Here is a 26,374-nt window from a genome sequence, read left to right on the forward strand (position 1 = left end):
TGCCTTTTTTTGTCAGACATGTATAAACTATAAGCGAAAGAGGTGTTTTAACATGGATATATCAGTGATTGATGCAACGAAAACAAATACACAAAAAGGAATCCTTTATGGTTCATCGAATGCTCCTAAAAAAATGGTCGAATTCATCAACTTAGCTTGTCCGTATTGCCGACAATGGTTTGAAGAATCTTATGATCTATTAGAAGAAGCAGTCCAAAGCGGGCAATTGCAGCGAGTGATCAAATTGTTCGATAAAGAAAAAGAAAGCTTGCAGCGAGGAAACGTGATGCACCGGTATCTCACAATCAGCGATGGTCAAAAAGCGATCAAAGAGATCAAACAAATATTCGATACTCAAGACGAGTGGAAACATCTTTCTCTCCAAGAAGTAGCGGATTTTGCAGTAGATAAACTAAAGCTGACAGAACAAAAAGACGAACAGCTGAGCCAAGCTGTTATCAACGAAGCTGAGCAAGCACATATTCGATTTGTTCCGACTGTCATCTTGGGTAAAGAAATCTTTGATGAATCTATTTCAATAGAGGAATTAAAAGAATTGATCCAAACAAAATAAAAAAATAAGGAGCGTGGGACAAAAGTAAAGAACAATTTTGTCTCACGCTCTAAACACGTATAAACGGCGGAAGCAGAAGCAACTCCTTCTTATTTCTTGGAGTTAAACGCTTCTGTCCCAGCCTCCTTATTCCGAATAAATGGTGTCCAAAAGCTTGCATCTGCCAGATTATCTCATTTCTTATGACAAGCTGAGCAAATTATCTTCACCAAATAATTTATTCATATTTTTGACTTGCGCATACTATCTAATTCTTAAATTTTCATACAAAATTTCTCAATTTCCCTTAACGAGTAATATTTATGTACGGTGATTCTCACTAGTATCCCAATCACTTTTTAAGTTATCCCGATTTCAATTCTACTTCAAAAATAGTTGCTTTTATGTATGCTGTTAGTTGATTAGATGGTCGTTTGTTGAGCTAGGTCGTTTATTTTAAACAAGTTGTTTCTTTAGCTTATACCTATCTCGTCTACCAAATGCAAGATGGCAAACACAAATGCATACGCATCTATATTTGCCACTTTGATTCGTATAAAGCTAACAACTCTTAACTCCTCTCATCTAATAGTTGCTCTCTTTTTTATTCAGATTCATTTTTGCTGATCACAGCCTAGTATTTCAATGGTTTTGAACACTAAACCAAATTGTTCCATTACAACATTCACTGGCTGATGAAATGGATTAGTAGATTTCGATTATTCAAAACGATTTTCTATTGGTGGATCGTGTTCCCAACTAACAAGACGGATTCCAAACCTATCGTACAGATCTTCTAAACCACTTATAAATTTTGCACCTATTTCAGGTGTTTTATTGCGTGGATATTCTATTGTTACGCCATTAAATGGATACCAATTAGGATTAGGCTCTCTTTCTTTCTGTACATCTCCCATAAAATAGTTAGCACTTTCTGGGACATAATATATTCTTCGACCATCCTCTAATTCATCTAATAAGATATTTCGTGATCGTCTATCACTTGCTAAATGTAGACGCCACGTGCGATACCATGCCATGCTACCTGCATCTGCAGAAAATCCATCAAATAATGCAACAATTGTATCTTCTATCACAATCCTTTCCCCATCTACTTCATATTCTAATCTAAAATCAAACTCCCCTCGGGTAATTTCTGGTCTTGGTGGCTTAGGACCCAATATTATTCTACTTAAAACCGCATTCGTTCCCAGATGAAACTCAGCTATAACAACAATAATGATTAATATTTTGTTTCTATTTGATAAATTTCTCATTATTCGCACATCACCTCTACATTCTCACATATTAGTTCGTAATACTCCTTTAATATCAAAATATCTACTGGTCGTAATAATATTCGCTATGAATTCCTACTACTCGTATAAGAAAGGCCAAATCATCAGCTTTTACTTGCTGATGATTTGGCTTGTTTCTATTTATCGTAATTGTTTTCTAATCACCAAAATTGTTAACAATCGGTTCAGATATTTCCCAGTTGATTAAGGTAATTCCGTATTGTGTCAAAACTTCTTGCGCTTCTCCGAAATTAAGTACAGTTCTTATGTATCCACTTTCTCCTAATATAAAGTCTACCTCTCTTCTAAAACCTTCCTCGAGATTTCTAAGGGCTATATGTGGTTTTAATGACATTGATTGTACATTTTCCCCCATATAATATTGCGCACTTCCTCGACTAAAATAGATTCCTAGATCGTCCCCAAAAGGTAGATCTTCTCTACCACTAGCTAATCTACTTCTCCATCTTCGTTCTCTTTTCATAGAACCTGCGCTGAACTCACATCCGTTAAACTCAGCTATGACAGTATCTTCAATTATGTTAAGCTGTCCATCTAATTCGTATTCAATCCTAAATGGAAATTCTCCATAGGTGATTTCCGGTTCGGGTATTTTAGGCGAGATTAATGCAAAGAAAGGAAATATTAAGCTTGGTAACATCAAAAACACTCCTCCTATAATCACAATTCCCGATGCAATCCAAAATATAATTTGTACAATTCTCATTGATCCATTGTATTCCATTTTATTCCCCCTATTACTATTCATATCCGCCTATCTATATCGATCTTCCAATGCAGACATAATTGCTTCCATACCTTGATTTTTTACTGAGTTACCTATGCGAGATATCATTCTCCACTAAGGTGCATCATATTGTCTATCTAACATGATTAACTCTCCAATCGGACTACTTATTCCACCGAAAAAATTATTTAATGCATCTCCTTCGACAACATAAGCTACCATGTTTGCTGTATATGTGTTTGAGTCTAATTCATAAGCAGATAAATTTACTGTCGCTGGATTAAATATAATCGCATTCGTATTTATAGCTACTGCATTTGCTGCTTCAGCACCACCTTTTGAATGTCCGATCATTGTGATTTCAATAGTAGGATTTACGTGGACAGCCCTCACCGTTTACCCTGACCATTATAGAAATCGCTTACTTTTTTGAACTACGCAACAAAGGATACAATGCTCCTAACTTCACTGTCTCCATTTTTGTCCACTAAGGAATATAAAAAATAGGCATTAGTTCATTTAATTCGGTCACAACACATTACCTTTTAAATCATTATACTGTATCTCATACATTATTATCAATAAACTATTATAAAAATGCAAAAAATGCTTTATCAATCTATTTTGTAATTGGTCATAATATCATTGAAATCATACCCTGTATCGATTTTTCCTATGAATCTCGTCTCTTTGTGATTGACGAAAAAGAGGCAAGACAGACACTAGAATGGTAATTTTACCCACTATTTTGCTCCAACTATTTGTAATCGTACCCACTTTTGAAATACCAAGATGATCATTTTAATTGATATGCTGATTCCCAAGCAAAACCCCAAGAAATTAAATGCTCTATCGCATCTAGCTTCTTGGGTTTTGCTTATATAAATTCCAACATTTAAATTTTTTATGCTGTTCGGTCTCAGAAATGCCGTTTTTGCTTATATCACAATATCAAGATGTCAAATTATTCGTGTTGCCGATGACTTTGATTAATTTTTTTCAAATTGTTTATTAAGACTAATGCTGTCTTTTTGCAGATACCAATGTTCGAACTTTTTAACATTATCATATGATCCTGCAAGTTTTAACTTCTTACCATTAGATGTTATCAAAGTTATAATTAACCTTGCCTTTTTCCCATTAGGATCTTTTATTTTATGAATTTTCTGCAGGTAATCTCTCCTAATGGCAACTATTTTTACCTCATCAGTGCTGATAAACCATTGATCATCCACATACATACTGCCATACTGCCTGTTATGTTGTGTTTTTCCATTTCTTCCGAGAACGAAAAGTTTAAGGCTCGTTCTTGCTTCCAAAGTTGAATGAGTCCATGGATTGGACTTAGTGTGAGAATTGAGAACAACAATAAGAAGCCATATCCTCCCGCAAACATCCCTAAGGCTATACTGTCTCTCCATCCATAAGTAGGATTAGAAGAGAAAAGAGTCACCGTTTGTAATAATATGAAAAGGAATAATCCAGCACAAACACCAAAGATAACAACTCCAAACATTGAATTTTTATACAATGACCATTTATTTATAGGCTTTTCTTTCATTTTACTTCCCCCTACTGTTCTGTTCACACGGAATGAATTCAAAGTTCATAAGTCCTCCTCTTTGACCATATGAATACGACTTGCTAACTATACTTTAAAAAAGCTTGTTTTAAGCGGTTATAGGCGGGTTGTAATCTCTATTCATCTCATTAGCAAATATCTTGCCGGAAAGTCTACTGAAATTAAAGCAGATAGTAGAAGAATTATCTAGCCAGGATAGACACTATTTGTGAAACATATGCCTTTACTTTTGAAATTCTATGATGAAAAGCCTTGGAATACAGTAACTCTTAATTGGTAATACTTTTTCCATTATAAATAACCTCTTTTCATTTTATATTTATCCCCTCTAAAAATAATATTTAATCTAATATTTTAAACTTATATTTCCCTCGCTGTGCTAATAGAGCATTACTAAATAAATAGAAACTAGAAAAAAGCATTACGCCTGCCAGAATAAACCAATTATTTGAAACTATAAACGCCACCATAGAAGAAACAGAAAACAGTATAAGCATTATAAAAATTATCAACAACCTTGATCCTTCTTTTATAGATTCAGGAAACAGTATAATTTTAGTACTAGACAAATTGTTTACACCGATTAGTGTTAAAATATCTTTATTCTTCTTGCTAACATAACCCTTTATGCACAAAAGAACAGCTATACTTAAAGTAACAAATAAATAACGAATCTCAATAGAAAAATCACTATAAATACTCTCTAGGATAGGACCGACAATTGAAGAAGTCACTACCGCAAATGCTGGACCTATCCAAGCAACATTAGAATGTTCTTTCTCTCTTTTCCTTTGTAAATCTTTGTTGAGTATTAATCTATTTATTTCTTCTGCAGGCAAGTTAATTTTCATAACCTTATGGGGGATTATCCAATTAAAAATCGGAAAAAGGTAGCCTCCCCAAAAAGTATAGTGATCTGTGTCAATCAGATAATAACCTGATTTTGATTCCAGAATAACATATCTCAAAGCCGAACGAAAATTTTTCATGAATATCCATAATCTCACTGTTTCCACACCTAATTCCCCCAATTCCAATTAAATGGATTTATAGCATCACCAATTATGTTAACTGCCTGACCAACCTCATTGATAAAATTGATGCCCCTATCCCATGCTTCAACAATGCTATATATCTATCAAACAAAAAATGGAAAACTAAATACTCGCGCACATAAATTTTACATTCTGTTTTTTATAAGACTAATAATAATCATTGAAAAAATTTCTTATCGGTGGCGCATATTCCCAATTGATTAATGTGATCCCATATTCTGCAAGTATTTTACGAGCTTCTTCTAAGTCATAGTGAGAAAAATGCATAAAACCTGCAATACGATCACGGACTGTGAGCTGTGGCTTGCTTCCACCATCATTCATAAAATATCCAGCAGAGCCACTACTTAAAGTGATTGTTACATCTTCACTTTCTATTATTAAGAATTCATAATGAAATGCTTTCAACTCTCCACTATTATTTAAAAGTTTTATACTCCAACTTCGTCTAGGTTGAGTTGTCACATTCCCTCTAAAACTTCCTATAAATTCTGCAATCACCGTATCTTCAATCAAAATTCTTTCCTCATCTATTTCATATTCAAGACTAAACGGAAATTCTGCATATGTAATCTCTGGCAATGGTGGTGCTGTAGTTCTCCAAATAAATACAATAACTGTGAATAGAAAAATCCAACGATCGATATAAATGTTATGAGACCTGCTCGAAGTAAAACCCGATATAATAAAAATGCTGTATTTCGCTTTACTATATCTAGAAAAATAAAAAGTACTGCAATCATAATGATAGTAAAAGTTGTAAAAAAGCACACTTTTTGCCCTCCCTTTACAAACATCGATTCTCAAATTCTAAACCAAATCTTGATAGTTCAAGTTCAGGTATAACGTATACCAACCATACATCCCAATTACTATTTATGAACTTATGATTATCACTGAATAAATCACTCCATCCCCTTGTTAAAACTTCTACATTAATTACACCTGGTTGTTTTCGACTAGCTAATCCAATGAACTTATCAACCAACCACGAGAATCTTGACCAGAAGTAAGAAAAACAGTTCTCAAGGTTGATCGAGCAGTTCCTTCCAGTTTTTAATTAATCTCCAGTTATAGATAAATACTTGATCCTATCTATATCAGGACTTCTATATTAAGCAAAAGTTTATGTATAAAACTAAAATCTTCATTCAGTTGTCTCCCCGCTTTTTATACGATTGTATTAAAAAACAATAGAAGCCTTTCAAAATTATGTTACTCCAGTAAAGTTGGAATTATAGTTTGACGGAAGAAAAGTAAGTATAGCTTTTAAAAAAAAACTGATACATTCGCATCTCCTGCTTCATGTATCAGTTTTTTCTTTGGATTAAACTGCTTCTTCACGCAGTTTTTCCGCAAATTCATTTATTTTGCGAATTCGGTGATTAATTCCCGATTTTGATATTGCACCTGAGGGAATCATTTCCCCTAATTCTTTCAAGCTGACCTCTGGATGTTGAAGCCGAAGTTCTGCGATTTCCTGAAGTTTTTCAGGAAGGGCATGTAGACCGACCTTTGCTTCGATCAATTCGATGTTTTCGATTTGTTTAGAAGCCGCATCAATCGTCTTGTTCAGATTTGCTGTCTCACAATTGACTAGACGATTGACCGAATTTCTCATATCCCGTACGATTCGAACATCTTCAAATCGGAGCATTGAGTTGGTTGCACCAATCAATGTTAAGAAATCAGCAATTTTTTCTGCTCCTTTTAAATACGAAATATAGCCATTGCGCCGTTCAAGCGTTCGAGCATGTAGACCGTAATAATTTAACATATCGCAAATGTCTTGGTTATGCTGTTCATAAATAGAAAATATTTCCAAATGATAACGGCTCGTTTCCGGATTATTGACTGAACCTGAGGCCATAAAAGCACCACGTAAGTAAGAACGCATTTTTTGCGAATTTCCCATAATCTCGTCCGAAACGTGTCCATTGAACATCATACCATCCATGATATCAAGATCCATCAACACATCTTTTGTGCCTTGCTTCAACCGGACGATATAGACATTGTTCTTTTTTAATTTCATTTTTTTACGAACGAGTAGCTCACTTCGTACCTGATAATGATCTTTCAAAAGAGAATAGATACGTCTGGCAATTGCAGCATTTTCTGTTTGGACGTTCAAAATAAACTGCTGGTTCACAATACCTAAAGAGCCGTTCATTCGCAGCAAAGCAGCTAATTCCGCTTTCGCATGTTCTCGATGAACTTCCAAACCAGTTAGTTCTTTCTTCACATCTGCAGCAAATGACATCCTATTCTCCTCCTTTCTCCAACAATAAATTGCTTAATATTTTGAACCGAAAACTAAACGGAACAATTCTTCTACTACTTTGTCTCCATCGTGGAAGACACCACCATCTTTCAATTCTAAAAAGTCGGTGGAAATCACTCGACATCCTTCATTTCTCAATCCGTTGAAGTCGTGTGCGACTTGTACTAGATACTCATCATAGATCTCTGGGTCCATATAATCTTCAGGCACTTTTTCCGTATTGACCAATACTGTATCGATAAAAGGCTGATTCAAATGCTTGTGTAAAACACGTATATGATCGGCATCTGTGAAATGTTCCGTTTCCCCTTTTTGAGTCATGATATTACAGATATAGACGGTTTCAGCAGTTGTCTTGAGCATTGCTTCGCCGATTTCTGGTATCACTAAATTTGGAAGGATACTGGTGAATAAACTTCCGGGTCCCAAAACGACCATGTCGGCGTCCATAATTGCTGAAACGACTTTTCGAGCCGCTTTGGCTTCACTTTTATCATTTGTGTTGCAGACATACACACGGTCAATGGTTTTACGGTCGATCGCGATTTTAGATTCTCCTACTGCAGTCGTTCCGTCTTTAAAAACAGCATGCAAGGTCAAAGGAGTTTCTGAAGAAGGATAAACATGTCCATCTACATGCATCATTTTTGCTAATAATTGAATCGCCTCATAAGTGCTTCCCCGCATCTCGGAAACTGCGGCAATGATCAGATTACCGATCGTATGATTGGCTAAAAACTGATCTTCCTTTTTGAAACGGTATTGGAAAATATCTTCATAGAATTGTGGCATATCCGATAACGCCACTAAGACATTTCTCAAGTCACCAGGAGGAGCCATAGCGATCGATTCTCTGATTGCACCGCTGCTTCCACCATCATCTGCAACAGTCACTACTGCTGTGATATCTGCTCCTTGATTTCGTAAACTTTTCAGGATAACTGGCAGACCAGTGCCACCGCCGACCACTACGATCTTTGGTTTTCTTATCCGGTAGGTTTTCATTTTCACGACCGGTTCACCGTCTCTTTCCTTTTATCCTTGTCCCGATGTGTCACATTGACTTTATAGTTTTTCCCTAAAGCATTTGCCAAACGTTCAGTCAATGCCACAGAACGGTGTTGACCGCCTGTACAGCCGATTGCAACTGTCAAGCTGCTTTTTCCTTCTTTAATGTATCCAGGCAATACAGTTTCCAGAAGATCCAAAAATTTATGGTAGAATGATTGCGTTTCATCAAAGGACATCACATAATCATAGACTGGCTGATCTTTTCCGGTCAATGGTCTTAGTTCCGGGATATAATGAGGGTTGGGCAAAAAACGCACATCCATCACAATATCCGAATCGATCGGCAACCCGTATTTAAAACCAAATGATACAAATTCGATCCGAAATCCTTGGTCTCCCTTTGATTTGAATGACTCATTGATTTTTTCACGTAATTGTCGTGGTGTCAATGTTGTCGTATCAATGATCACGGAAGCTTGGGCTTTCAAGTCGTCTAGTATCGCCCGTTCTTTACGTATCCCTTCAGTGATCAAACCGTCCATCGCCATTGGATGTGCTCGTCTTGTTTCTTTGTAGCGAGCCACTAGTTCTTCGTCTGAAGCATCTAAAAATAAGATAGAAGTGTCGATGAAGTTCGTATTTTCGATTTCGATCAGCATGTTTTGGATTTCTTCAAAGAAGGAACGAGAACGCAAATCCACTCCTAAAGCCATTTTTGTGACTTTACCTGATTCTTTGATCAATTCCCAGAATTTTGGAATCAATCGAGGCGGCATATTATCGATACAAAAATAGCCCATATCTTCAAAACTTTGGATAGCTACTGTTTTCCCTGCACCACTCATACCTGTTATGATGACTAATTGCAAATTACCTGTCATATTTACGAACCCCTCTCACATTGTGCATAATAAAATTATATCATCCCGGGCGTATCATTACCAGTTTTCTTTTTCTTTTACAAAAAGATTTGGACCAAATATCTTTTAGGATATTTGCCCCAAATCCAATTTTTTTACTTTTCCGATGCTGTATCCAATGCCTCGCTTCTTTCAGCTAATGCACGTTCGATCGTTCGATCCGCTAAAATAGATTGAGCATCGATCACTGGGTAATGATTATCTTCAGCAAATTCATGCATCAAAGATAATTCTGTGCAACCTAGGATGACTTTTTCACAGTTTAGGCGCTCTACCGCTTCCTCTAAGATTTCGTAATAGAGCTCTTGATTCAAATAATCCGATTCCTTGATCTCATGATAGATCAGGTAATTGATTTTTTCTTGAAGCGCAGTATCAGGAATCACTGTTTCGAAACCAAGATTTTTGACTTCGCGTTCATAGATTCCAGCTTTCATACTTCCTTCTGTTCCTAGAATCGCTACTCTCCCTGTCGTATGCTGACGGACAAGTTCATTTGCTGCTTCTCTTGGCATATGCAAGATAGGAATATCCGTTGCCGCTTGTAACTCTTCAAAAAAGTAGTGTGCGGTGTTACAAGTCAACACAATGAAGTTTGGTCGCAATAAATTTTGTTTCTCAATATCATCCAGCAGAAACGGCATTGGATTTTCTTCTGATCGATCTAAAATATAAGCTGTACGATCAGGAACTGTTGCATGATTGAATAAGACATAATTCAAATATTCTTGATCTTTTGTAGCTTTCGTTCGGTGGTTGATCAAGCGAACAAAACTTTCTGTCGCCATCGTGCCCATTCCGCCTAAAATACTGAAAAAATTCTCCATGAACTAGCCTTCTTTCACATGAAAATACTTTTTGAATCTTGGAATATAGTTATGGAACATATATTTCATCAACAACCAGCGCTTGATTGATCGGTCTTTTTCATAAAATACAGTAGTACCGTAACGATTTTCTTTGATCATTTGCTCAGCTAGTTTTTTGTCTTCATTTTCCCGAGCATATTCTAAAAAGATTTTTTTGGGCACACCCATCCATAATCTTGCTTTATCTGATTGATTCGTTCCATAGGTCGTTTCAACAAAGGGTTTGTTGAACACTCGATCTTCTGTGACAAAACGAGCCAGATTCAAGCCGTTCAATGTCACAAAGAAACTGCTACGACCTTGTCTCAAATTGATTTCAAATAATTTATATTCTCCATCTCTAGGATCATACTTCATATCGAAATTGGCAAAGCCTGTATATTCGATTTTTTCCAAAAATGCCTTAATGGTTTGATAGATTTTTTCGTTATAATCTGGCATGATCACAACGTAATTACCAATCGATGCTGGTGTAGGATCTTCTAACAGTGGATGACCAAGGCACATCATCCGAACTTGATGATCTTCATCTACATACGCATTTAGCACACGCATATTACTATCATCACCCGGGATAAAATCTTGTACAATCATTTCACTTTTATAACCGGCTTCGTATATCCGGCCTAAAATTAAATCGAACTCTTCTCTAGTCTCTAAAATAAAAGCTTTTTTTCTTCCTTCAAATTGGACAGAAAGATACTCCACACTGTTTGCAGGTTTCAAAGCAACTGGGAATTCAAAAGGCAATTCCTGTTCCAAATGTCCATTTACTAACATTTCTTCTCTGACGATCAATGTTTTAGGATACGGAAGATCATATTCTTCACAAACTTCATAAAAGCTTACTTTATTGATCAGTCTTTCAAATAAAGAATAATCAATATATGGACAGATAAAATATTCTGACAGCTCTTGTTTATGTTGGGAGATCAATTCTGCATATCCATCACCACAAGCAATCAAAAGATATTTTTTACTCTTATCAGAATATCTTTCTTTTGCCAAACGAAGCATCGTCTCGATAAATACAGGGTCTTTATCAAATCCTGGAATAACTTCTACATTGACAATTTTACTGTAGCGGGTAGGGGCTAACTGATCCGAAGCATATGCTTGGCAGATTTTGCCGTATGCTTCATTAAAAGAACGTGCCATACCATAAACGTTCATGTCGCTTCCTAATAATATAGGGATAAATTCTTCATTTTCAATACTGTTCATCATTATCTCTCACTTACTTATAATCTCTTGTTTTTCTTTTCCAACTACACAAGGAATATCATACCATAAAGAAAAAAGCAATCAAAGGAAACTCCTCCGATTGCTCAATTCTTTTTTGAACGGATTGAACTTATAGGAAGTTTTTATCTATACCAATCAGTGTAGAAAGAACTACCATGTAATGATTCTAGAACACTGATATTAATAAAACAAGCAAAAATTCATTTTTTTTATGTTTTTTTAACTATCTCAGCTATCTATCCTCTTTATACCATTATTTTTTTCAAATAGTGACCTGTATAACTTTCTTTTACGTTAATGATTTCTTCTGGTGTTCCAGTCGCAAGGATCGTTCCTCCACCTTCTCCACCTTCTGGTCCTAAATCAATGATATAATCTGCTGTTTTGATTACATCTAGATTGTGTTCAATCACTAAAACTGTGTTACCAGCATCTACTAATCTTTGTAATACATGCAACAAGCGGGCGATGTCATCGCTATGAAGTCCTGTCGTTGGTTCATCTAGTATATAGAAATTCTTTCCATTAGAGATTTTGTGCAATTCACTGGCAAGTTTCATCCGTTGTGCCTCACCACCGGACAATGTCGTTGCTGGTTGCCCCATCGTCACATAACCTAAGCCAACATCAACAATCGTTTGCAGTTTGCGATGAATCTTTGGAATATGCTTGAAGAATTCTACAGCATCCTCTACTGTCATTTCCAAAATATCAGCAATGCTTTTTCCTTTGTAATGCACTTCTAATGTTTCAGAATTATATCGTTTACCATGACATACTTCACAAGGAACATAGACATCAGGCAAAAAGTGCATTTCGATCTTAATAATTCCATCCCCGCGACAAGCTTCACAACGACCGCCTTTTACGTTGAAACTAAAACGCCCTTTCTTATAACCCCGCATTTTTGCCTCGTTCGTTTGAGCAAATAACCCACGGATATCATCAAATACACTTGTATAAGTCGCTGGATTACTTCTCGGCGTCCGGCCGATTGGGCTTTGATCGATATCGATGATCTTTTCGATACTTTCGTAGCCGGAAATTGTCTTGAATTTACCTGGCTTAGCAGAATTCTTATTTAATTTTTGCGCTAACGATTTCTTTAAGATACTATTGACCAATGTACTCTTTCCAGAACCAGACACACCTGTGACTGCTACAAATTCTCCTAATGGAAATTCAACACTAATATTTTTCAGATTGTTTTCTGAAGCACCAGTGATCTTGATTGCTTTCCCATTACCTTTACGGCGTTCTTTTGGTACAGGGATTGATTTTTTCCCTGAAAGATATTTCCCTGTCAAAGAATTTTCATCATTAGCTACTTCTTCAGGAGTGCCTGCAGCCACGATTTGTCCGCCTTGTTCTCCGGCCCCAGGTCCGACGTCAATCAAATAATCTGCTGCCCACATCGTATCTTCATCATGTTCGACTACAACGAGGGTGTTGCCAAGATCACGCATTTTCTTTAATGAGCCAATCAGTCGATCGTTGTCGCGTTGATGCAATCCGATCGATGGTTCATCTAAAATATACAAAACTCCAGAAAGATTCGATCCAATTTGTGTAGCCAATCTGATTCGCTGCGCTTCTCCCCCAGATAATGTTCCGGAAGCGCGACTCAAAGTTAGATAGTCTAGTCCCACATTTTCCAAGAATGAAAGTCTGTCATTTACTTCTTTTAAAATCGGTTTGGCAATTACTTTCTCTTGTTCAGATAACGTTAAGTTTGAGAAGAAATCTACTGCTTTTTGAATAGACAACTCATTTGTTTGCCCGATATTCGTTCCATTGATTTGAACAGATAGAGCTTGGGGATTCAATCGATAACCTTTACATGTCTGACAAGTTAATTCTGTCATATAAAGACGCATTTGCTCACGCGTGAAATCACTGTTCGTATCATGATAACGACGCTCGATATTCTTCAATACCCCTTCGAAAGTCGTTTCTACATCGCGAACGCCACCAAAATCATTTTCATAATGGAAATGGAAAAGATCATCTATCCCATTCAAGATGATCTCCTGATGCTCTTCCGGTAATTCTTCGAATGGTGTATCTAAATCGATACCGAAACTTTCACAAGCCTGCGCTAACATTTGAGGATAATACTGAGAGCTGATTGGATTCCATGGAACGATAGCACCTTGACTAAGTGTCTTCGTTCTATCTGGAATCACTAAATCTTGATCGACTTCTAATTTGACACCTAAACCATCACAGTCTGGACAAGCTCCAAAAGGCGCATTGAATGAGAACAGTCTTGGTTCTAGTTCGCCAACAGTAAATCCGCAATAAGGACAGGCATAGTGTTCGCTAAACAACATTTCTTCTTCACCGATCACGTCAACCAGAGCATAGCCGTCTGCTAATCGCAGGGCCGCCTCTAAAGAATCAAATAGGCGAGAACGAATCCCTTCTTTCACAATGATCCGGTCGATGACGATCGCGATATCATGTTTTTTGTTTTTCTCCAGCTCAGGCACTTCACTTAAATCATAGATCTCACCATCGACTCGAACGCGGACGTATCCCTCTTTTTGGATTCGTTCGAATATTTTTTTATGTTGTCCTTTTTTCTTTACCACGATCGGTGCCAACACTTGGATCTTTGTGCGCTCAGGCAAAGCCATTACTTGATCTGCCATTTGATCTACTGATTGACTGGTAATCTCGATATGATCGTTGGGACAAATCGGATGTCCTACACGTGCAAACAACAAGCGTAAATAGTCATTGATTTCCGTCACAGTACCTACTGTCGACCGAGGATTTTTACTTGTTGTTTTCTGATCAATAGAAATCGCCGGACTCAATCCGTCGATGCTATCTACGTCCGGCTTATCCATTTGTCCTAAAAACTGACGAGCATAAGCAGAAAGGCTCTCTACGTATCTCCGCTGCCCTTCAGCGTACAGCGTATCAAATGCTAGGGAACTTTTTCCAGAACCGGACAAACCTGTAACGACCACGAATTTATCTCGTGGAATCGTTACATCTATATTTTTCAAGTTATGGGCACGTGCACCATGAATCGTAATTTTATCGTTAGCCATGTTGTCCTCCTACTTTGAAGCTTTTAATTCTAAAATCATATCTCGCACATTCGCGGCTGTTTCAAAATCCAAAGCTTTTGCCGCATCTTTCATTTCTTTTTCTAATTTCATCAATAACGTGTCTTTTTCTTCCTTCGTCATTTCTTCGTACGAGACTTGTACCGCTTCTTTTGTATCATCTTCCGATTCTTTCGTAATAGAAATCAAATCTCGGATTTCTTTAATGATCGTTTTTGGAACGATCCCATGTTCTTCATTGTACTTCTGCTGAATCGTACGACGTCTTGACGTTTCATCCATCGCTAGACGCATAGAATCTGTTACTTTGTCTGCGTACATGATTACTTTACCTTCTTCATTCCGAGCAGCTCGTCCAATCGTTTGGACTAAGGAACGTTCACTACGTAAAAAGCCTTCTTTATCCGCATCCAAGATAGCAACAAGGGAAACTTCAGGTACGTCTAATCCTTCACGAAGCAAATTGATTCCAACTAACACATCAAATTCACCTAATCGAAGATCTCGAATGATTTCTGTTCGTTCCAGCGTTTTGATATCACTATGCAAATATTTGACTTTGATCCCTAATTCTTTGAAATAATCTGTGAGGTCTTCTGCCATTTTTTTCGTCAATGTCGTTACAAACACCCGCTGGTCTTTTTCGACTCGTTCATTTATTTCGCCTACTAGATCATCGATTTGTCCCATGATTGGACGAACTTCGATCACTGGATCAAGCAGCCCTGTCGGACGGATGATTTGTTGGATAACGGTATCTGTTTGTTCATGTTCATATGGTCCTGGCGTCGCAGAGACATAAATGATCTGATTGACATGTTTTTCAAACTCTTCTAACCGAAGTGGCCGATTGTCTAAAGCAGATGGCAAACGAAAACCGTAATCTACTAGCATCTGTTTTCTCGCTCGGTCACCATTATACATTCCTCTGATTTGAGGCATGGTTACGTGCGATTCGTCCGCCACGATCAAAAAATCTTCAGGAAAGAAATCCAATAGCGTATAAGGCGGTTCACCTTCTTTACGTCCGTCCATATGCCGAGAATAATTTTCAATTCCCGACGTGTAGCCCATTTCTAACATCATTTCAATATCGTAATTGGTTCGCTGTTCTAAACGTTGAGCTTCCAGAAGTTTGTTTTCATTTCGCAAGACAGTTAAACGCTGTTCTAATTCCGCTTTGATATTCGCTACGGCATGCTCCATATGTTCATCGTTCGTCACAAAGTGAGTCGCCGGGAAGATTGCTACGTGTTCCGTTTCTCCTAAAACTTCACCTGTCAGTGCATTGACTTCTCGGATACGTTCGACCTCATCTCCAAAAAACTCCACACGTAAGGCACGTTCATCTCTTGAAGCCGGAAAAATCTCCACGACATCACCGCGCACTCGAAAACGACCGCGCTGAAAATCTATATCATTTCTTTCGAATTGGATACTGACTAAGTCACGAATCAACTGATTGCGATCTAGTTCTGCTCCCTGTCGAATCGAAACTACTTGTTTTTGGTACTCAAAAGGCGAGCCTAATCCAAAAATACATGAAACGGATGCAATGACGATCACATCATTTCTTTCTAATAATGAACTAGTAGCCGAATGTCGTAATTTGTCGATCTCATCATTTACACTTGAATCTTTTTCGATATACGTATCGCTTGAAGGCACATAAGCTTCAGGCTGATAATAATCATAATAAGAAACAAAATATTCAACAGCATTGTTAGGGAAAAATTCCTTGAATTCCCCGTACAGCTGACCAGCCAATGTTTTGTTATGGGCAATAATCAGTGTTGGTTTATTCACTTTCTCAATAAGATTGGAAATCGTATATGTTTTCCCTGTTCCAGTCGCACCTAATAAGATTTGTGCTTTTTTCCCGCCGACTACGCCATCCACTAATTGGTTAATCGCTTCAGGCTGATCACCAGCCGGTTGGTATTTCGAGACAAGCTCAAAGTGTCGGGAGGTATCTCTCTCAATCATTCTTCGTCCTCCTTTTCATTCATTCCTTTTCATTTTACGACCAATAAAAAGAAAAGGAAAGCAAAGGCATTCCTTACTAAAAAATTATACCACACCGAACATACTTTCGCCACTTTTTTATCTTATTATGCATGTTACATTTTATAACATAAAATGTTAGAAACTCGCATTTTTTTCATTTTTTCGAGCTTACAGTCTTGTCTGATTCAGCACTTTTCGCCTATAATAATAAAATATTGGAAATTTAGGAGGTTGATTATGAAAAGAAAGCATTTATTTCACTCATTTGTTTTCTTAATGACAGGACTTGTGACACTTGCGTTTGGTCATGTTGCACAAGCTGACAACACTACAACGGCAGAGTCAAGCACAAGCGAGACAATGCAAAAAATAGAGCCCAAAAAAGACGTATACGTAATTGCCAGTGACTCTGCTTTTGCTCCATTTGAATTTCAAAACGCAAAGGGCGAGTACGAAGGCATCGATGTAAAATTGATGGAAAACATCGCCAAACTGCAAGGATTTAACATCCGAATGGACTACCGTGGTTTCTCTGCTGCTTTGCAAGCTTTGGAATCAGGACAAGCAGACGGAATGATTGCCGGAATGACTGTAACAGATGAACGAAAGAAAAGCTATGATTTTTCTGATTCTTACTTTGATAGCGGGATCCAATTAGCTGTCAAAAAAGGAGATACTTCGATCAAGTCTTATGAAGATTTGAAAGGAAAAACAGTCGGAGCAAAAGTTGGTACCGAAAGTGCTGAATTTTTAAGCGACCATGAATCTGAATATGGCTATTCTATCAAATATTTTGATGCTGCTGATCAATTGTACGACGGGTTAAAAGTTGGCGCAATCGATGCAATGATGGATGATTATCCGGTAATCGGTTATGCGATCAAACAAGGACAAGAATTGGAAACACCGATCAAAAAAGAATCTGGCGGAAAATATGCATTTGCCGTTAAAAAAGGACAAAATCCTGAGCTTCTTAATATGTTCAATGAAGGATTGAAAGAATTAAAAAGAACAGGCGAATACGATAAGATTATTAAAGAATATGTAGCGGATGGTTCAGAAACTTCCAGTGAGTCTTCCACTGCTGATGAATCAACATTTCTTGGACTTATCCAAAACAACTATCAAGCATTGTTGAAAGGACTTTGGAGAACAATTCTCCTAACTTTGATCTCCTTTGCTTTGGCTATAGTAATCGGTGTGATTTTTGGATTATTCAGTGTAGCACCAATACGCGCTCTTCGCACAATTGCTAGTATTTATGTCGATATCATCCGAGGAATTCCAATGATGGTTCTTGCGTTCTTTATTTTCTTTGGGTTGCCTGGTATCGTTGGATTTACGATTCCTGACTTCCTTGCTGGTGTTATCACCTTGACTCTTAACGCAAGTGCTTATATCGCAGAGATTGTTCGAGGCGGGATCAACGCCGTTCCTGTCGGACAAATGGAAGCTTCCAGAAGTTTAGGTCTTTCTTATAATCGGACAATGCAAAAAATCATTTTGCCGCAAGCGATACGCATCATGATCCCATCATTCGTCAATCAGTTCGTTATCTCATTAAAAGACACAACGATCATTTCCGCAATCGGTGTAGTCGAATTGCTGCAAACTGGTAAGATCATTGTTGCACGTACAACACAAAGTACGTATGTTTACTTGATCATTGCGATCATGTACTTGATTTTGATCACAGCATTGACAAAATTAGCAAAAGTTTTAGAAAAGAAGGTGAAGTAAGATGGCAGAAAAAATCTTAGTTGAGCATTTAGTCAAAAAATACGGCGATAACACAGTATTAAACGACATCAATGTATCCATCAACGAAGGAGATGTCGTCTGTATCATTGGCCCTTCAGGTTCAGGAAAAAGTACATTCTTGCGTTGCTTGAATCGTTTAGAAGAACCTTCTGACGGTGAAATTATTATTGACGGCGCCCACTTGATGGATAAAAGCACAGATATCAACTTGGTGAGACAACATATCGGAATGGTATTCCAGCACTTTAACCTATTCCCTCATCTTTCTATTTTGGAAAACATCATTTTAGCACCGATGGACCTGAAGAAAGAATCTAGAGAAGAAGCAGAGAAAAAAGCAATCAAATTACTGCAGACAGTTGGTCTAGAAGATAAAAAAGATATGTATCCTGAAATGCTTTCTGGTGGACAAAAACAGCGTGTGGCTATTGCTCGTGCTCTAGCGATGAACCCTGACATCATGCTTTTTGATGAGCCTACTTCTGCACTTGATCCTGAAATGGTCGGTGATGTCTTGAACGTCATGAAAAAGTTAGCAGAACAAGGTATGACGATGGTTATCGTTACGCACGAAATGGGGTTCGCTAAAGAAGTGGCCAATCGCGTCATGTTCATTGACGACGGAAACTTTTTAGAAGACGGAACGCCTCAACAAATCTTTGAAAATCCGCAAAATGAACGGACAAAAGATTTCTTGAATAAAGTATTAAATATTTAATAAAAACCAAAAATGCACGGTCGCCATGAAGGGACCGTGTATTTTTATCTTCTTATTTTCTCACCTAATCGTATCATCAGCCGCATCGCTTGTTTTCCTGCACAAACAAGCAATCGCTCTATCTGTTCCATCGCATAAGAAAGTACCATCGGTTCATTGATGATATCAAGTACATAGTCGATACCACCCTCACTTAATTGAGCTTGATTTTTCTTCTCCATATTATGTAGTTGTGGGACAACTTTCTGACAACCAGCAATTGTGTTAAGAACGGATCAATCCTTTATTGGAGTTGCTCGAAAGGATCTTCTCTTATTACGGACAGGCTTTGTTCACTGTACATAGACAACAAATCATTATCCTAGTCAATCGGATTTCCAGAGCCTCATTGCTATCATTGCTTGACAAAATCCAGACAAAGTTTAATAAAATGTATCAGTTACAGCTAAACTTTGGAATTGGGTCGCTTTGTTATACAGAGCAAGAGACACCGCAATCTTTCCTTCATGCCCAACACGCTGTGAACGGATAACTTTCCATCAATCTGTGAACGAGATCCGCTTTTTTGAAGATTTAGACCTCGGGATCATTTTACCAGCAATCCCGTCAGATCAACGAACATTATATGTAAAACGTATTTTGAAAAGCCTGACAGAAGAAGAAGTACATTTGTTCAAGAAGACTTTGGCATGCTTCAGTAAAAATAACGGAAGCATCAAAAATTGCTCAGAAGAATTATTTATTCATAAAAACACCTTGCAATATCGATTGAACAAGTTCCATTCTCTCACTGGTTATACCCCTAGAAACTATGACGATTATCATATTCTAAAGCTGGCTTTTTTGTTGGTACAAACATGACAACTACAAAAAAACCAGGCGAACATATGATTGTTCGTCTGGTTTTTAATTATTAATGACTTAGCGTTTTTACTAGAAAAACTACTTCCGCTTTTTCCCGCCAAAAGCATCTTTAAACTTATCGAAGAAACCGTCTTCTTGCTGTTCTTCAACTTTGATGCCGCCAGCTTCAGCGAATGCACGTAATGCTTCTCTTTGTTGTTCATTTAGATTTTTCGGTGTGATCAGTTTTACTTTGACATGTTGGTCGCCTGTTGCACCACCACGTAACTTCGGAGCGCCTTTTCCACGCAAACGGAAGTTCGTACCTGTCTGTGTTCCAGCAGGGATCTTCAATTTCACATCTCCATGGACAGTTGGTACTTGGACTTCATCCCCCAAAGCTGCTTGTACAAAACTTAAAGGCAATTCATAGTAAATTTCAGAACCTTCACGATCAAAGATATCACTTTCTTCTACACGGAAGACCACATACAAATCACCAAATGGTCCGCCGTTTTCTCCAGCTTCTCCTTGACCAGCTAAACGCATTTGTTGTCCTTCTTCTACACCAGCTGGTACATTCACTTTAACTGAATGTGCTTTCTTCTCATGTCCTGAGCCATGACAGGTTGGACAAGGTTCTTTGATTTCTTTCCCTGTCCCATGACAAACATCACAAGTTTGACGGCTCATCACTCGTCCAAGTGGTGTTTGGCGTTCTACATTGATCGTACCTGCACCATGACATTTATGACAAGTAGTTGGTTGTGTGCCTGGTTTTGCACCGTTCCCACCACAAGTATGACAGATTTCTTCCCGATTATACTTGATTTCTTTTTCTACACCAAAAATCGCTTCTTCAAAAGACAAGTCGACCGTATATTGCAAATCAGCACCTTGACGAGGCGCATTTGGATCGACTGACCGACCGCCTCCTCCAAAGAAAGAGTCGAAGATATCTTCAAAACCACCGAAGCCGCCACCAGAGAAGCCGCCGAATCCACCAAATCCGCCACCAGCTCCACCAGCACCGTAATTTGGATCTGTGCCTGCATGCCCGTATTGGTCATATGCAGCGCGTTTTTGCGGGTCACTTAAAATCTCATATGCTTCTGATACTTCTTTGAATTTTTCTTCCGCATCAGGTTCTTTATTGATGTCAGGATGGTATTTTTTCGAAAGCTTACGATAAGCTTTCTTTATTTCATCTTCTGATGCTCCTTTTGAGAGCCCTAAGACTTCATAATAATCACGTTTTGTTGCCATAGGCTTTCCTCCTATTGGTTCTCATCATTTTCACGTCGCTTGTTATCATATCATATTTTGTTTGAAACAAAAACCGATACTTCAAACTATTTTTCAAAAGAAAAAGCCAAAGTAGCAACTTTGGCCTTCTCTCGAAATTCAGTGAACTGATTATTTATCGTCGCCATCGACTTCTTCAAAATCAGCATCAACGACATCATCTGCTCCGCCTTGAGCTGCTTCTGGGTTTTCTTGAGCTTGTTGTTGTGCCGCTTGTTCGTATAGTTTAACAGTCAAGTTTTGAACGATTTCGTTCAATGCATCGCGTTTAGTTTTCATTTCTTCGATGTTGTTTGCTTCAACAGCGGCTTTCAATTCATCGCGAGCTGTTTCTGCTTTTTTCACTTCTTCTTCGTCCACTTTGCCTTCTAATTCTTTCAATGTTTTGTCCACAGAGAATAGCAATGCATCTACATCATTACGTAGGTCAACTTCCTCTTTACGAGCTTTATCTGCTTCTGCATTTGCTTCTGCATCTTTTACCATACGTTCGATTTCTTCGTCTGTTAGACCTGAAGAAGATTTGATCGTGATTTTTTGTTCTTTTTGTGTACCTAGATCTTTCGCAGATACATTTACAATCCCGTTTTTATCAATATCGAATGTTACTTCGATTTGTGGAATACCACGAGGAGCTGCTGGAATATCTGTCAATTGGAATCTTCCTAGAGTTTTGTTGTCAGCAGCCATTGGGCGTTCACCTTGTAATACATGGATGTCTACTGCTGGTTGATTATCTGCCGCAGTTGAGAATACTTGTGATTTACTTGTTGGAATCGTTGTATTGCGGTCAATCAATTTAGTGAACACTCCACCCATTGTTTCGATACCTAATGACAATGGTGTAACGTCAAGTAAAACAACATCTTTCACATCACCAGTGATCACGCCACCTTGGATAGCAGCACCCATAGCAACTACTTCATCAGGGTTAACTGATTTGTTTGGTTCTTTTCCTGTTTCTTTACGTACTGCTTCTACAACTGCAGGGATACGAGTAGATCCACCGACTAAAATAACTTCGTCGATTTCTGATTGTGATAGACCTGCATCTTTTAACGCTTGACGTACTGGTACTTTTGTACGTTCTACTAAGTCAGCTGTTAATTCATCAAATTTTGCACGTGTCAATGTCATTTCCAAATGCAATGGTCCAGATTCTCCTGCTGTGATAAATGGTAAGCTGATTTGTGTGCTTGATACGCCAGATAAATCTTTTTTCGCTTTTTCAGCAGCGTCTTTCAAGCGTTGTAAAGCCATTTTGTCTTGAGACAAGTCAATGCTGTTTTCTTTTTTGAATTCTGCTACCATGTAGTCGATGATTTTGTTATCAAAGTCGTCCCCACCTAGATGGTTGTCGCCAGCTGTTGACAATACATCAAAGACACCGTCTCCTAGTTCAAGGATAGATACGTCAAAAGTACCGCCACCAAGGTCGAATACTAAGATTTTTTCGTCGCGATCTGTTTTATCTAAACCATAGGCAAGAGCAGCTGCAGTTGGTTCATTGACGATACGTTCTACTTCTAGACCAGCGATCTTACCAGCATCTTTTGTTGCTTGACGTTGTGCATCATTAAAGTAAGCTGGCACAGTGATAACTGCTTTTTCGACTTTTTCACCTAAATAGTCTTCTGCGAATCCTTTGATATATTGAAGGATCATTGCTGAGATTTCTTGTGGTGTATATGATTTACCTTCTACATCTACTTTGTAACCTGCTTCACCGATATGGCGTTTGATTGATGAAATCGTATTTGGGTTTGTCACAGCTTGACGTTTTGCAACTTCCCCTACTTGGATTTCTCCATTTTTGAATGATACAACAGAAGGTGTTGTACGGTTTCCTTCTGGGTTAGCGATGATTTTTGCTTCGTTTCCTTCCAATACTGCTACTGCAGAGTTAGTCGTACCTAAGTCAATACCGATAATTTTACTCATAATTAACGTCTCCTTCTTTAATTGAAAGTGTAAGTTTTATATCCGCACAATTATTGTGCAACAATGACCATAGTTGGTCTTAACACGCGATCATGTAATTTGTAGCCTTCTTGTAGTACTTCTACAATCGTATCGGCTGGTGTATCTTCAGTCGCTGGAACAGTTTGTACCGCTTGATGAAGATTAGGATCAAAGGCTTCTCCTTTAGCAGGGATTTTTTCAATTCCTTCTTCTTCCAGTGCGTTACGCAAACTTTCCAAGACCATTTCCACGCCTTTTTTCAAACCTGCCCCTTGATCATCTGACACTTCTGTGGCTAATGCACGTTCCAGGTTGTCAATTGATGGAAGTAATTTTTTGGCTAAATCTTGTGAACGGTATTTTTGTAATTGCTCACGCTCATTTTTTCCTCGATTTGCCATATTTGCGATTTCAGCACGAGCCCGCAAGTATTTATCTTCCATTTCTTCTAACTCAGCTTTTAATTTCGCTGTTTCGAATTCTTCCGCTTCAGCTTCTGAAATACCCGAATCTTCTGCAGCTTCGACATCGATTTCCGGTTCTGGCTGAGCATCTGTCATTTCTTTATCTAGTTCTTCTTGATTTTCTTTCACGATACAGTCTTCCTTTCATTATTCAGTCAGCTGTTTGATTGCTCTTACTAAGAAAGAGAGAACGATCAGCTGCAAATAGCTTCGTTATTCACATTACGAGTTTGACAAGTCAAGCGAACGGTAGTAATCAGCAAGTTTAGCTGCTAGTTCTCTTCGATAAACATCGACTAGACCGAACATCCGAGAATAAGGCATACTAGTAGGCCCTAACAAGGCTATTGTACCTCTTCCATGACCATCTATCTCGTAACTTGCTTGAATCATACTCATATTCTGCAATAAATCATTGCCTAATTCAGCACCAATCTTGATATGAATATTGCTATCCATCGGAGTGATCATTTGTGTAAGTCCGTCTGAGTCTTTCATAAAAGAAAACATCGATTTGAACTGATCAAGATCTTGACGGGGCTCATAATCCAAGAGATTCATTTGTCCACTGACGTAAACCTTATCTTCAAAAACATGACCAAGAACGGTGTCAAATAACTGAGACATCCCTTCTGTCGTCTGGAAATATTTATGAAGAATCATCGGAATCTCCGTACGAAGTTTATGGTACACCGTCATCAGAGGATCTCCGACTAGACGGTCGTTTACAATCTGTACCATTTTTTCTAGTTCCTGACTTCCCATATATTCGGGAAGAGTGAACACTTGGCTTTCTACATTCCCCATATCTGTTACGACGATAGCAATAATCTGTCGATTATTCAAGGGTACGATACGAAAGCCAGTCAGTCGGCGGTCTTTTATTTCAGGTCCCAATGAAAAAGTCGTATAGCTTGTCAGCTCAGATAATATCTCAGCAGATTGCTTAATAATCTCATTGATTTCATGAAATTCTCTGCCTAGAGACTGACGAATCAGCAGCAAATCATCTTCTGCTACGCGAGCAGGTTTTAACAAATGATCCACGTAATAACGATAGCCTAAAGCAGATGGAATCCGCCCAGAAGAAGAGTGAGTCTTCAACAGCAATCCTTCATCTTCTAATGCTTTCATATCATTGCGAATCGTTGCTGAGCTGGCCTTGACTCCCTCAGACATCAATGTTTTGGAACCAACGGGCACGCCACTACTCGTATAGTGTTGGATGATCAGACGTAAAATGTCGTTTTGTCGCTTTGTTAACATCTTCCTCACCTCTCATTAGCACTCATATATTCTAAGTGCTAATCCACTTATAAATATAGCAAGAAGCCCTTCTCCTGTCAAGAGAAAGACTCCATTTTTTAGCACTCTAAACACAAGAGTGCTAATTCTAAATAATTGATGTAAATCCAGTTATATCAAAACTTCAATACCTCATTGTCAAACTTTCTAAACTTTTTCTTTTCAAGTTTCGATAAAAAACAAATATTCTTTAAACTATTTTTCAAACAAAAAGCGCTCAAACACATTGTTCCCCAAAAAGGTCCCTCTTGGTGTCAAATAAACACGGTCTTCTTCATTAACAAGTAACCCTTCTTGCTCTAATTCCCTTAGCACATCACCGTACACCGATTCAATTGTTTTTTGATAGCGATCATAGAAATGTTTTTTAGTAATCCCTGTTTTTTTTCTTAATCCTAAGAACATTTCTTCTTCTATTTGATTTTTTCGTGTCAATTTTTCTTCTTCCAATACCGGGCGTTCATTTGCTCGTAATGGGCGTAAATAGTGTTGGATTGGTCCTTTGTTGCGGTAACGAATATCTCCAAGATAACCGCTAGCACCAGCTCCAAACCCAAAATAGTGGTCATTGTTCCAGTACATGAGGTTATGTTGAGATTCATGTCCGGAGAGCCCAAAGTTACTTATTTCATATTGGTGACGTCCATGCTTTTCCATTGCTTCAATCGTCTCTTCAAACATTCTGGTTTCCGTTTCCTGATCAGGCAGTTCGAGTCTTCCTTGTCGTACCCAGTTCATGAACATTGTTTTGTTTTCGAGGATCAATGAGTACAAAGAATAGTGAGGCAGATCCAAAGCCAAAGCTTTTTCCAAAGTATCCAGATATCCTTCTAGTGTTTGTCCCGGTAATGCATAAATCAAATCGATGCTTACATTGGTAAAATTTTCTGCTTCTAAAAATTGCATAGTTTGATACACATCTTCTGCGGTGTGTTTACGTCCAATTTTTTTCAATAAGCGATTATCAAATGTCTGCACTCCCATGGATAAACGATTGACGCCATAGTTTTTCATTACTTGAAGTTTTTCACGGGTCAAATCACCTGGATTCGCTTCTACAGTAAACTCATTACCATTTTGAAAAGGCAGGATCTCTCTAGCACCTGATAACAGTCGATCAAGTTGTTTAGCAGATAAAGAAGTTGGTGTCCCGCCCCCTACGTAAAGTGTTTCTAAATTCGCTGTCGGATGACTTTCTAGCATTATTTTCATTTCATTCAGCAGCATTTCCACATACTCATCTACTGGCTGCCCTTCTAAAAAAACTTTATTAAAATCACAGTAATAGCAGATATGCTCGCAAAATGGGATATGGATGTACGCAGAAACCTTATTTTCTGCGGGATTTATTGTTTCTATCATTG

General features: G+C 38.0%; 19 protein-coding genes and 5 pseudogenes. 4 read left to right on the top strand and 20 right to left on the bottom strand.

What is annotated here, in order from left to right; all coding sequences use genetic code 11:
* Window positions 1-52 precede the first annotated feature (52 nt).
* Window positions 53-574 (top strand): DsbA family protein, encoded by a 522-nt coding sequence (locus tag IGL15_RS08250; RefSeq protein WP_002306480.1) that lies wholly within the window; start codon window positions 53-55, stop codon window positions 572-574.
* A 698-nt stretch (window positions 575-1,272) separates the two neighbouring features.
* On the opposite strand, the gene IGL15_RS08255 is transcribed toward IGL15_RS08250, so the two are convergent.
* The 14 genes and pseudogenes from IGL15_RS08255 to uvrB form a co-directional block, all read right to left on the bottom strand.
* Window positions 1,273-1,830 (bottom strand): hypothetical protein, encoded by a 558-nt coding sequence (locus IGL15_RS08255; protein WP_104765398.1) that lies wholly within the window; start codon window positions 1,828-1,830, stop codon window positions 1,273-1,275.
* 178 nt (window positions 1,831-2,008) lie between these two features.
* Entirely contained in the window at window positions 2,009-2,620 is a 612-nt protein-coding gene (locus IGL15_RS08260) for a hypothetical protein (RefSeq protein WP_104765397.1), read from the bottom strand.
* Between the two features lie 112 nt (window positions 2,621-2,732).
* A pseudogene (locus IGL15_RS08265) lies at window positions 2,733-2,992 on the bottom strand (hypothetical protein).
* Window positions 2,993-3,588: 596 nt separating this feature from the next.
* A pseudogene (locus IGL15_RS08270) lies at window positions 3,589-3,875 on the bottom strand (hypothetical protein).
* Between the two features lie 36 nt (window positions 3,876-3,911).
* A pseudogene (locus IGL15_RS08275) lies at window positions 3,912-4,160 on the bottom strand (hypothetical protein); the annotation flags it as partial.
* A gap of 362 nt (window positions 4,161-4,522) precedes the next feature.
* Entirely contained in the window at window positions 4,523-5,197 is a 675-nt protein-coding gene (locus IGL15_RS08280) for a DUF443 family protein (RefSeq protein WP_104765396.1), read from the bottom strand.
* A 186-nt stretch (window positions 5,198-5,383) separates the two neighbouring features.
* Window positions 5,384-6,033 (bottom strand): annotated as a pseudogene (locus tag IGL15_RS08285) (hypothetical protein).
* Between the two features lie 530 nt (window positions 6,034-6,563).
* Complete coding sequence (whiA, locus tag IGL15_RS08290) at window positions 6,564-7,499, bottom strand: DNA-binding protein WhiA (protein WP_002289698.1); 936 nt, start codon at window positions 7,497-7,499, stop codon at window positions 6,564-6,566.
* 33 nt (window positions 7,500-7,532) lie between these two features.
* Window positions 7,533-8,531, bottom strand: coding sequence for a gluconeogenesis factor YvcK family protein (locus IGL15_RS08295; RefSeq protein WP_002306471.1), 999 nt, complete (start codon window positions 8,529-8,531; stop codon window positions 7,533-7,535).
* Entirely contained in the window at window positions 8,528-9,412 is an 885-nt protein-coding gene (rapZ, locus tag IGL15_RS08300; RefSeq protein WP_104765395.1) for an RNase adapter RapZ, read from the bottom strand. Before rapZ ends, IGL15_RS08295 begins: the two co-directional genes overlap by 4 nt.
* A 134-nt stretch (window positions 9,413-9,546) precedes the next feature.
* Window positions 9,547-10,278: an aspartate racemase gene (locus IGL15_RS08305; protein WP_002296517.1), complete on the bottom strand. Its 732-nt coding sequence runs from the start codon at window positions 10,276-10,278 to the stop codon at window positions 9,547-9,549.
* Window positions 10,279-10,281: 3 nt separating this feature from the next.
* Window positions 10,282-11,547, bottom strand: coding sequence for a D-aspartate ligase (locus IGL15_RS08310; RefSeq protein ID WP_002294441.1), 1,266 nt, complete (start codon window positions 11,545-11,547; stop codon window positions 10,282-10,284).
* Window positions 11,548-11,810: 263 nt separating this feature from the next.
* Window positions 11,811-14,627, bottom strand: a complete 2,817-nt coding sequence (gene uvrA / locus IGL15_RS08315; protein WP_104765394.1) for an excinuclease ABC subunit UvrA — start codon at window positions 14,625-14,627, stop codon at window positions 11,811-11,813.
* A 9-nt stretch (window positions 14,628-14,636) separates the two neighbouring features.
* Window positions 14,637-16,631, bottom strand: coding sequence for an excinuclease ABC subunit UvrB (uvrB, locus tag IGL15_RS08320; protein WP_002294444.1), 1,995 nt, complete (start codon window positions 16,629-16,631; stop codon window positions 14,637-14,639).
* A 258-nt stretch (window positions 16,632-16,889) separates the two neighbouring features.
* On the opposite strand from uvrB, the gene IGL15_RS08325 reads away from it, so the two are divergent.
* Both IGL15_RS08325 and IGL15_RS08330 read left to right on the top strand, forming a co-directional pair.
* Window positions 16,890-18,392 carry an amino acid ABC transporter substrate-binding protein/permease gene (locus tag IGL15_RS08325; RefSeq protein ID WP_002296521.1) on the top strand — a complete coding sequence of 501 codons (1,503 nt, stop codon included), beginning with the start codon at window positions 16,890-16,892 and terminating at the stop codon, window positions 18,390-18,392.
* Between the two features lies 1 nt (window position 18,393).
* Window positions 18,394-19,131, top strand: coding sequence for an amino acid ABC transporter ATP-binding protein (locus IGL15_RS08330; protein ID WP_002292113.1), 738 nt, complete (start codon window positions 18,394-18,396; stop codon window positions 19,129-19,131).
* A gap of 44 nt (window positions 19,132-19,175) precedes the next feature.
* On the opposite strand, the gene IGL15_RS08335 is transcribed toward IGL15_RS08330, so the two are convergent.
* Window positions 19,176-19,352, bottom strand: a complete 177-nt coding sequence (locus tag IGL15_RS08335) for a glycerate kinase (RefSeq protein WP_142652847.1) — start codon at window positions 19,350-19,352, stop codon at window positions 19,176-19,178.
* A gap of 53 nt (window positions 19,353-19,405) precedes the next feature.
* Here IGL15_RS08335 and IGL15_RS08340 point away from each other — a divergent pair.
* A pseudogene (locus IGL15_RS08340) lies at window positions 19,406-19,992 on the top strand (PucR family transcriptional regulator).
* 81 nt (window positions 19,993-20,073) lie between these two features.
* On the opposite strand, the gene dnaJ reads toward IGL15_RS08340, so the two are convergent.
* The 5 genes from dnaJ to hemW all read right to left on the bottom strand — a co-directional run bounded on the left by dnaJ (window position 20,074) and on the right by hemW (window position 26,372).
* Window positions 20,074-21,240 (bottom strand): molecular chaperone DnaJ, encoded by a 1,167-nt coding sequence (dnaJ, locus tag IGL15_RS08345; RefSeq protein ID WP_002289374.1) that lies wholly within the window; start codon window positions 21,238-21,240, stop codon window positions 20,074-20,076.
* Window positions 21,241-21,390: 150 nt separating this feature from the next.
* Window positions 21,391-23,220: a molecular chaperone DnaK gene (gene dnaK / locus IGL15_RS08350; protein ID WP_002292134.1), complete on the bottom strand. Its 1,830-nt coding sequence runs from the start codon at window positions 23,218-23,220 to the stop codon at window positions 21,391-21,393.
* A 50-nt stretch (window positions 23,221-23,270) separates the two neighbouring features.
* Entirely contained in the window at window positions 23,271-23,834 is a 564-nt protein-coding gene (gene grpE, locus IGL15_RS08355; RefSeq protein ID WP_002296525.1) for a nucleotide exchange factor GrpE, read from the bottom strand.
* 93 nt (window positions 23,835-23,927) lie between these two features.
* On the bottom strand, window positions 23,928-24,971 hold the full coding sequence (gene hrcA, locus IGL15_RS08360; RefSeq protein WP_002289532.1) for a heat-inducible transcriptional repressor HrcA: 1,044 nt from the start codon (window positions 24,969-24,971) through the stop codon (window positions 23,928-23,930).
* 234 nt (window positions 24,972-25,205) lie between these two features.
* Entirely contained in the window at window positions 25,206-26,372 is a 1,167-nt protein-coding gene (hemW, locus tag IGL15_RS08365) for a radical SAM family heme chaperone HemW (RefSeq protein WP_002289534.1), read from the bottom strand.
* Between the last annotated feature and the right edge of the window lie 2 nt (window positions 26,373-26,374).

Source organism: Enterococcus sp. DIV0436a, assembly GCF_051711605.1.
Lineage (GTDB): Bacteria > Bacillota > Bacilli > Lactobacillales > Enterococcaceae > Enterococcus_B > Enterococcus_B faecium.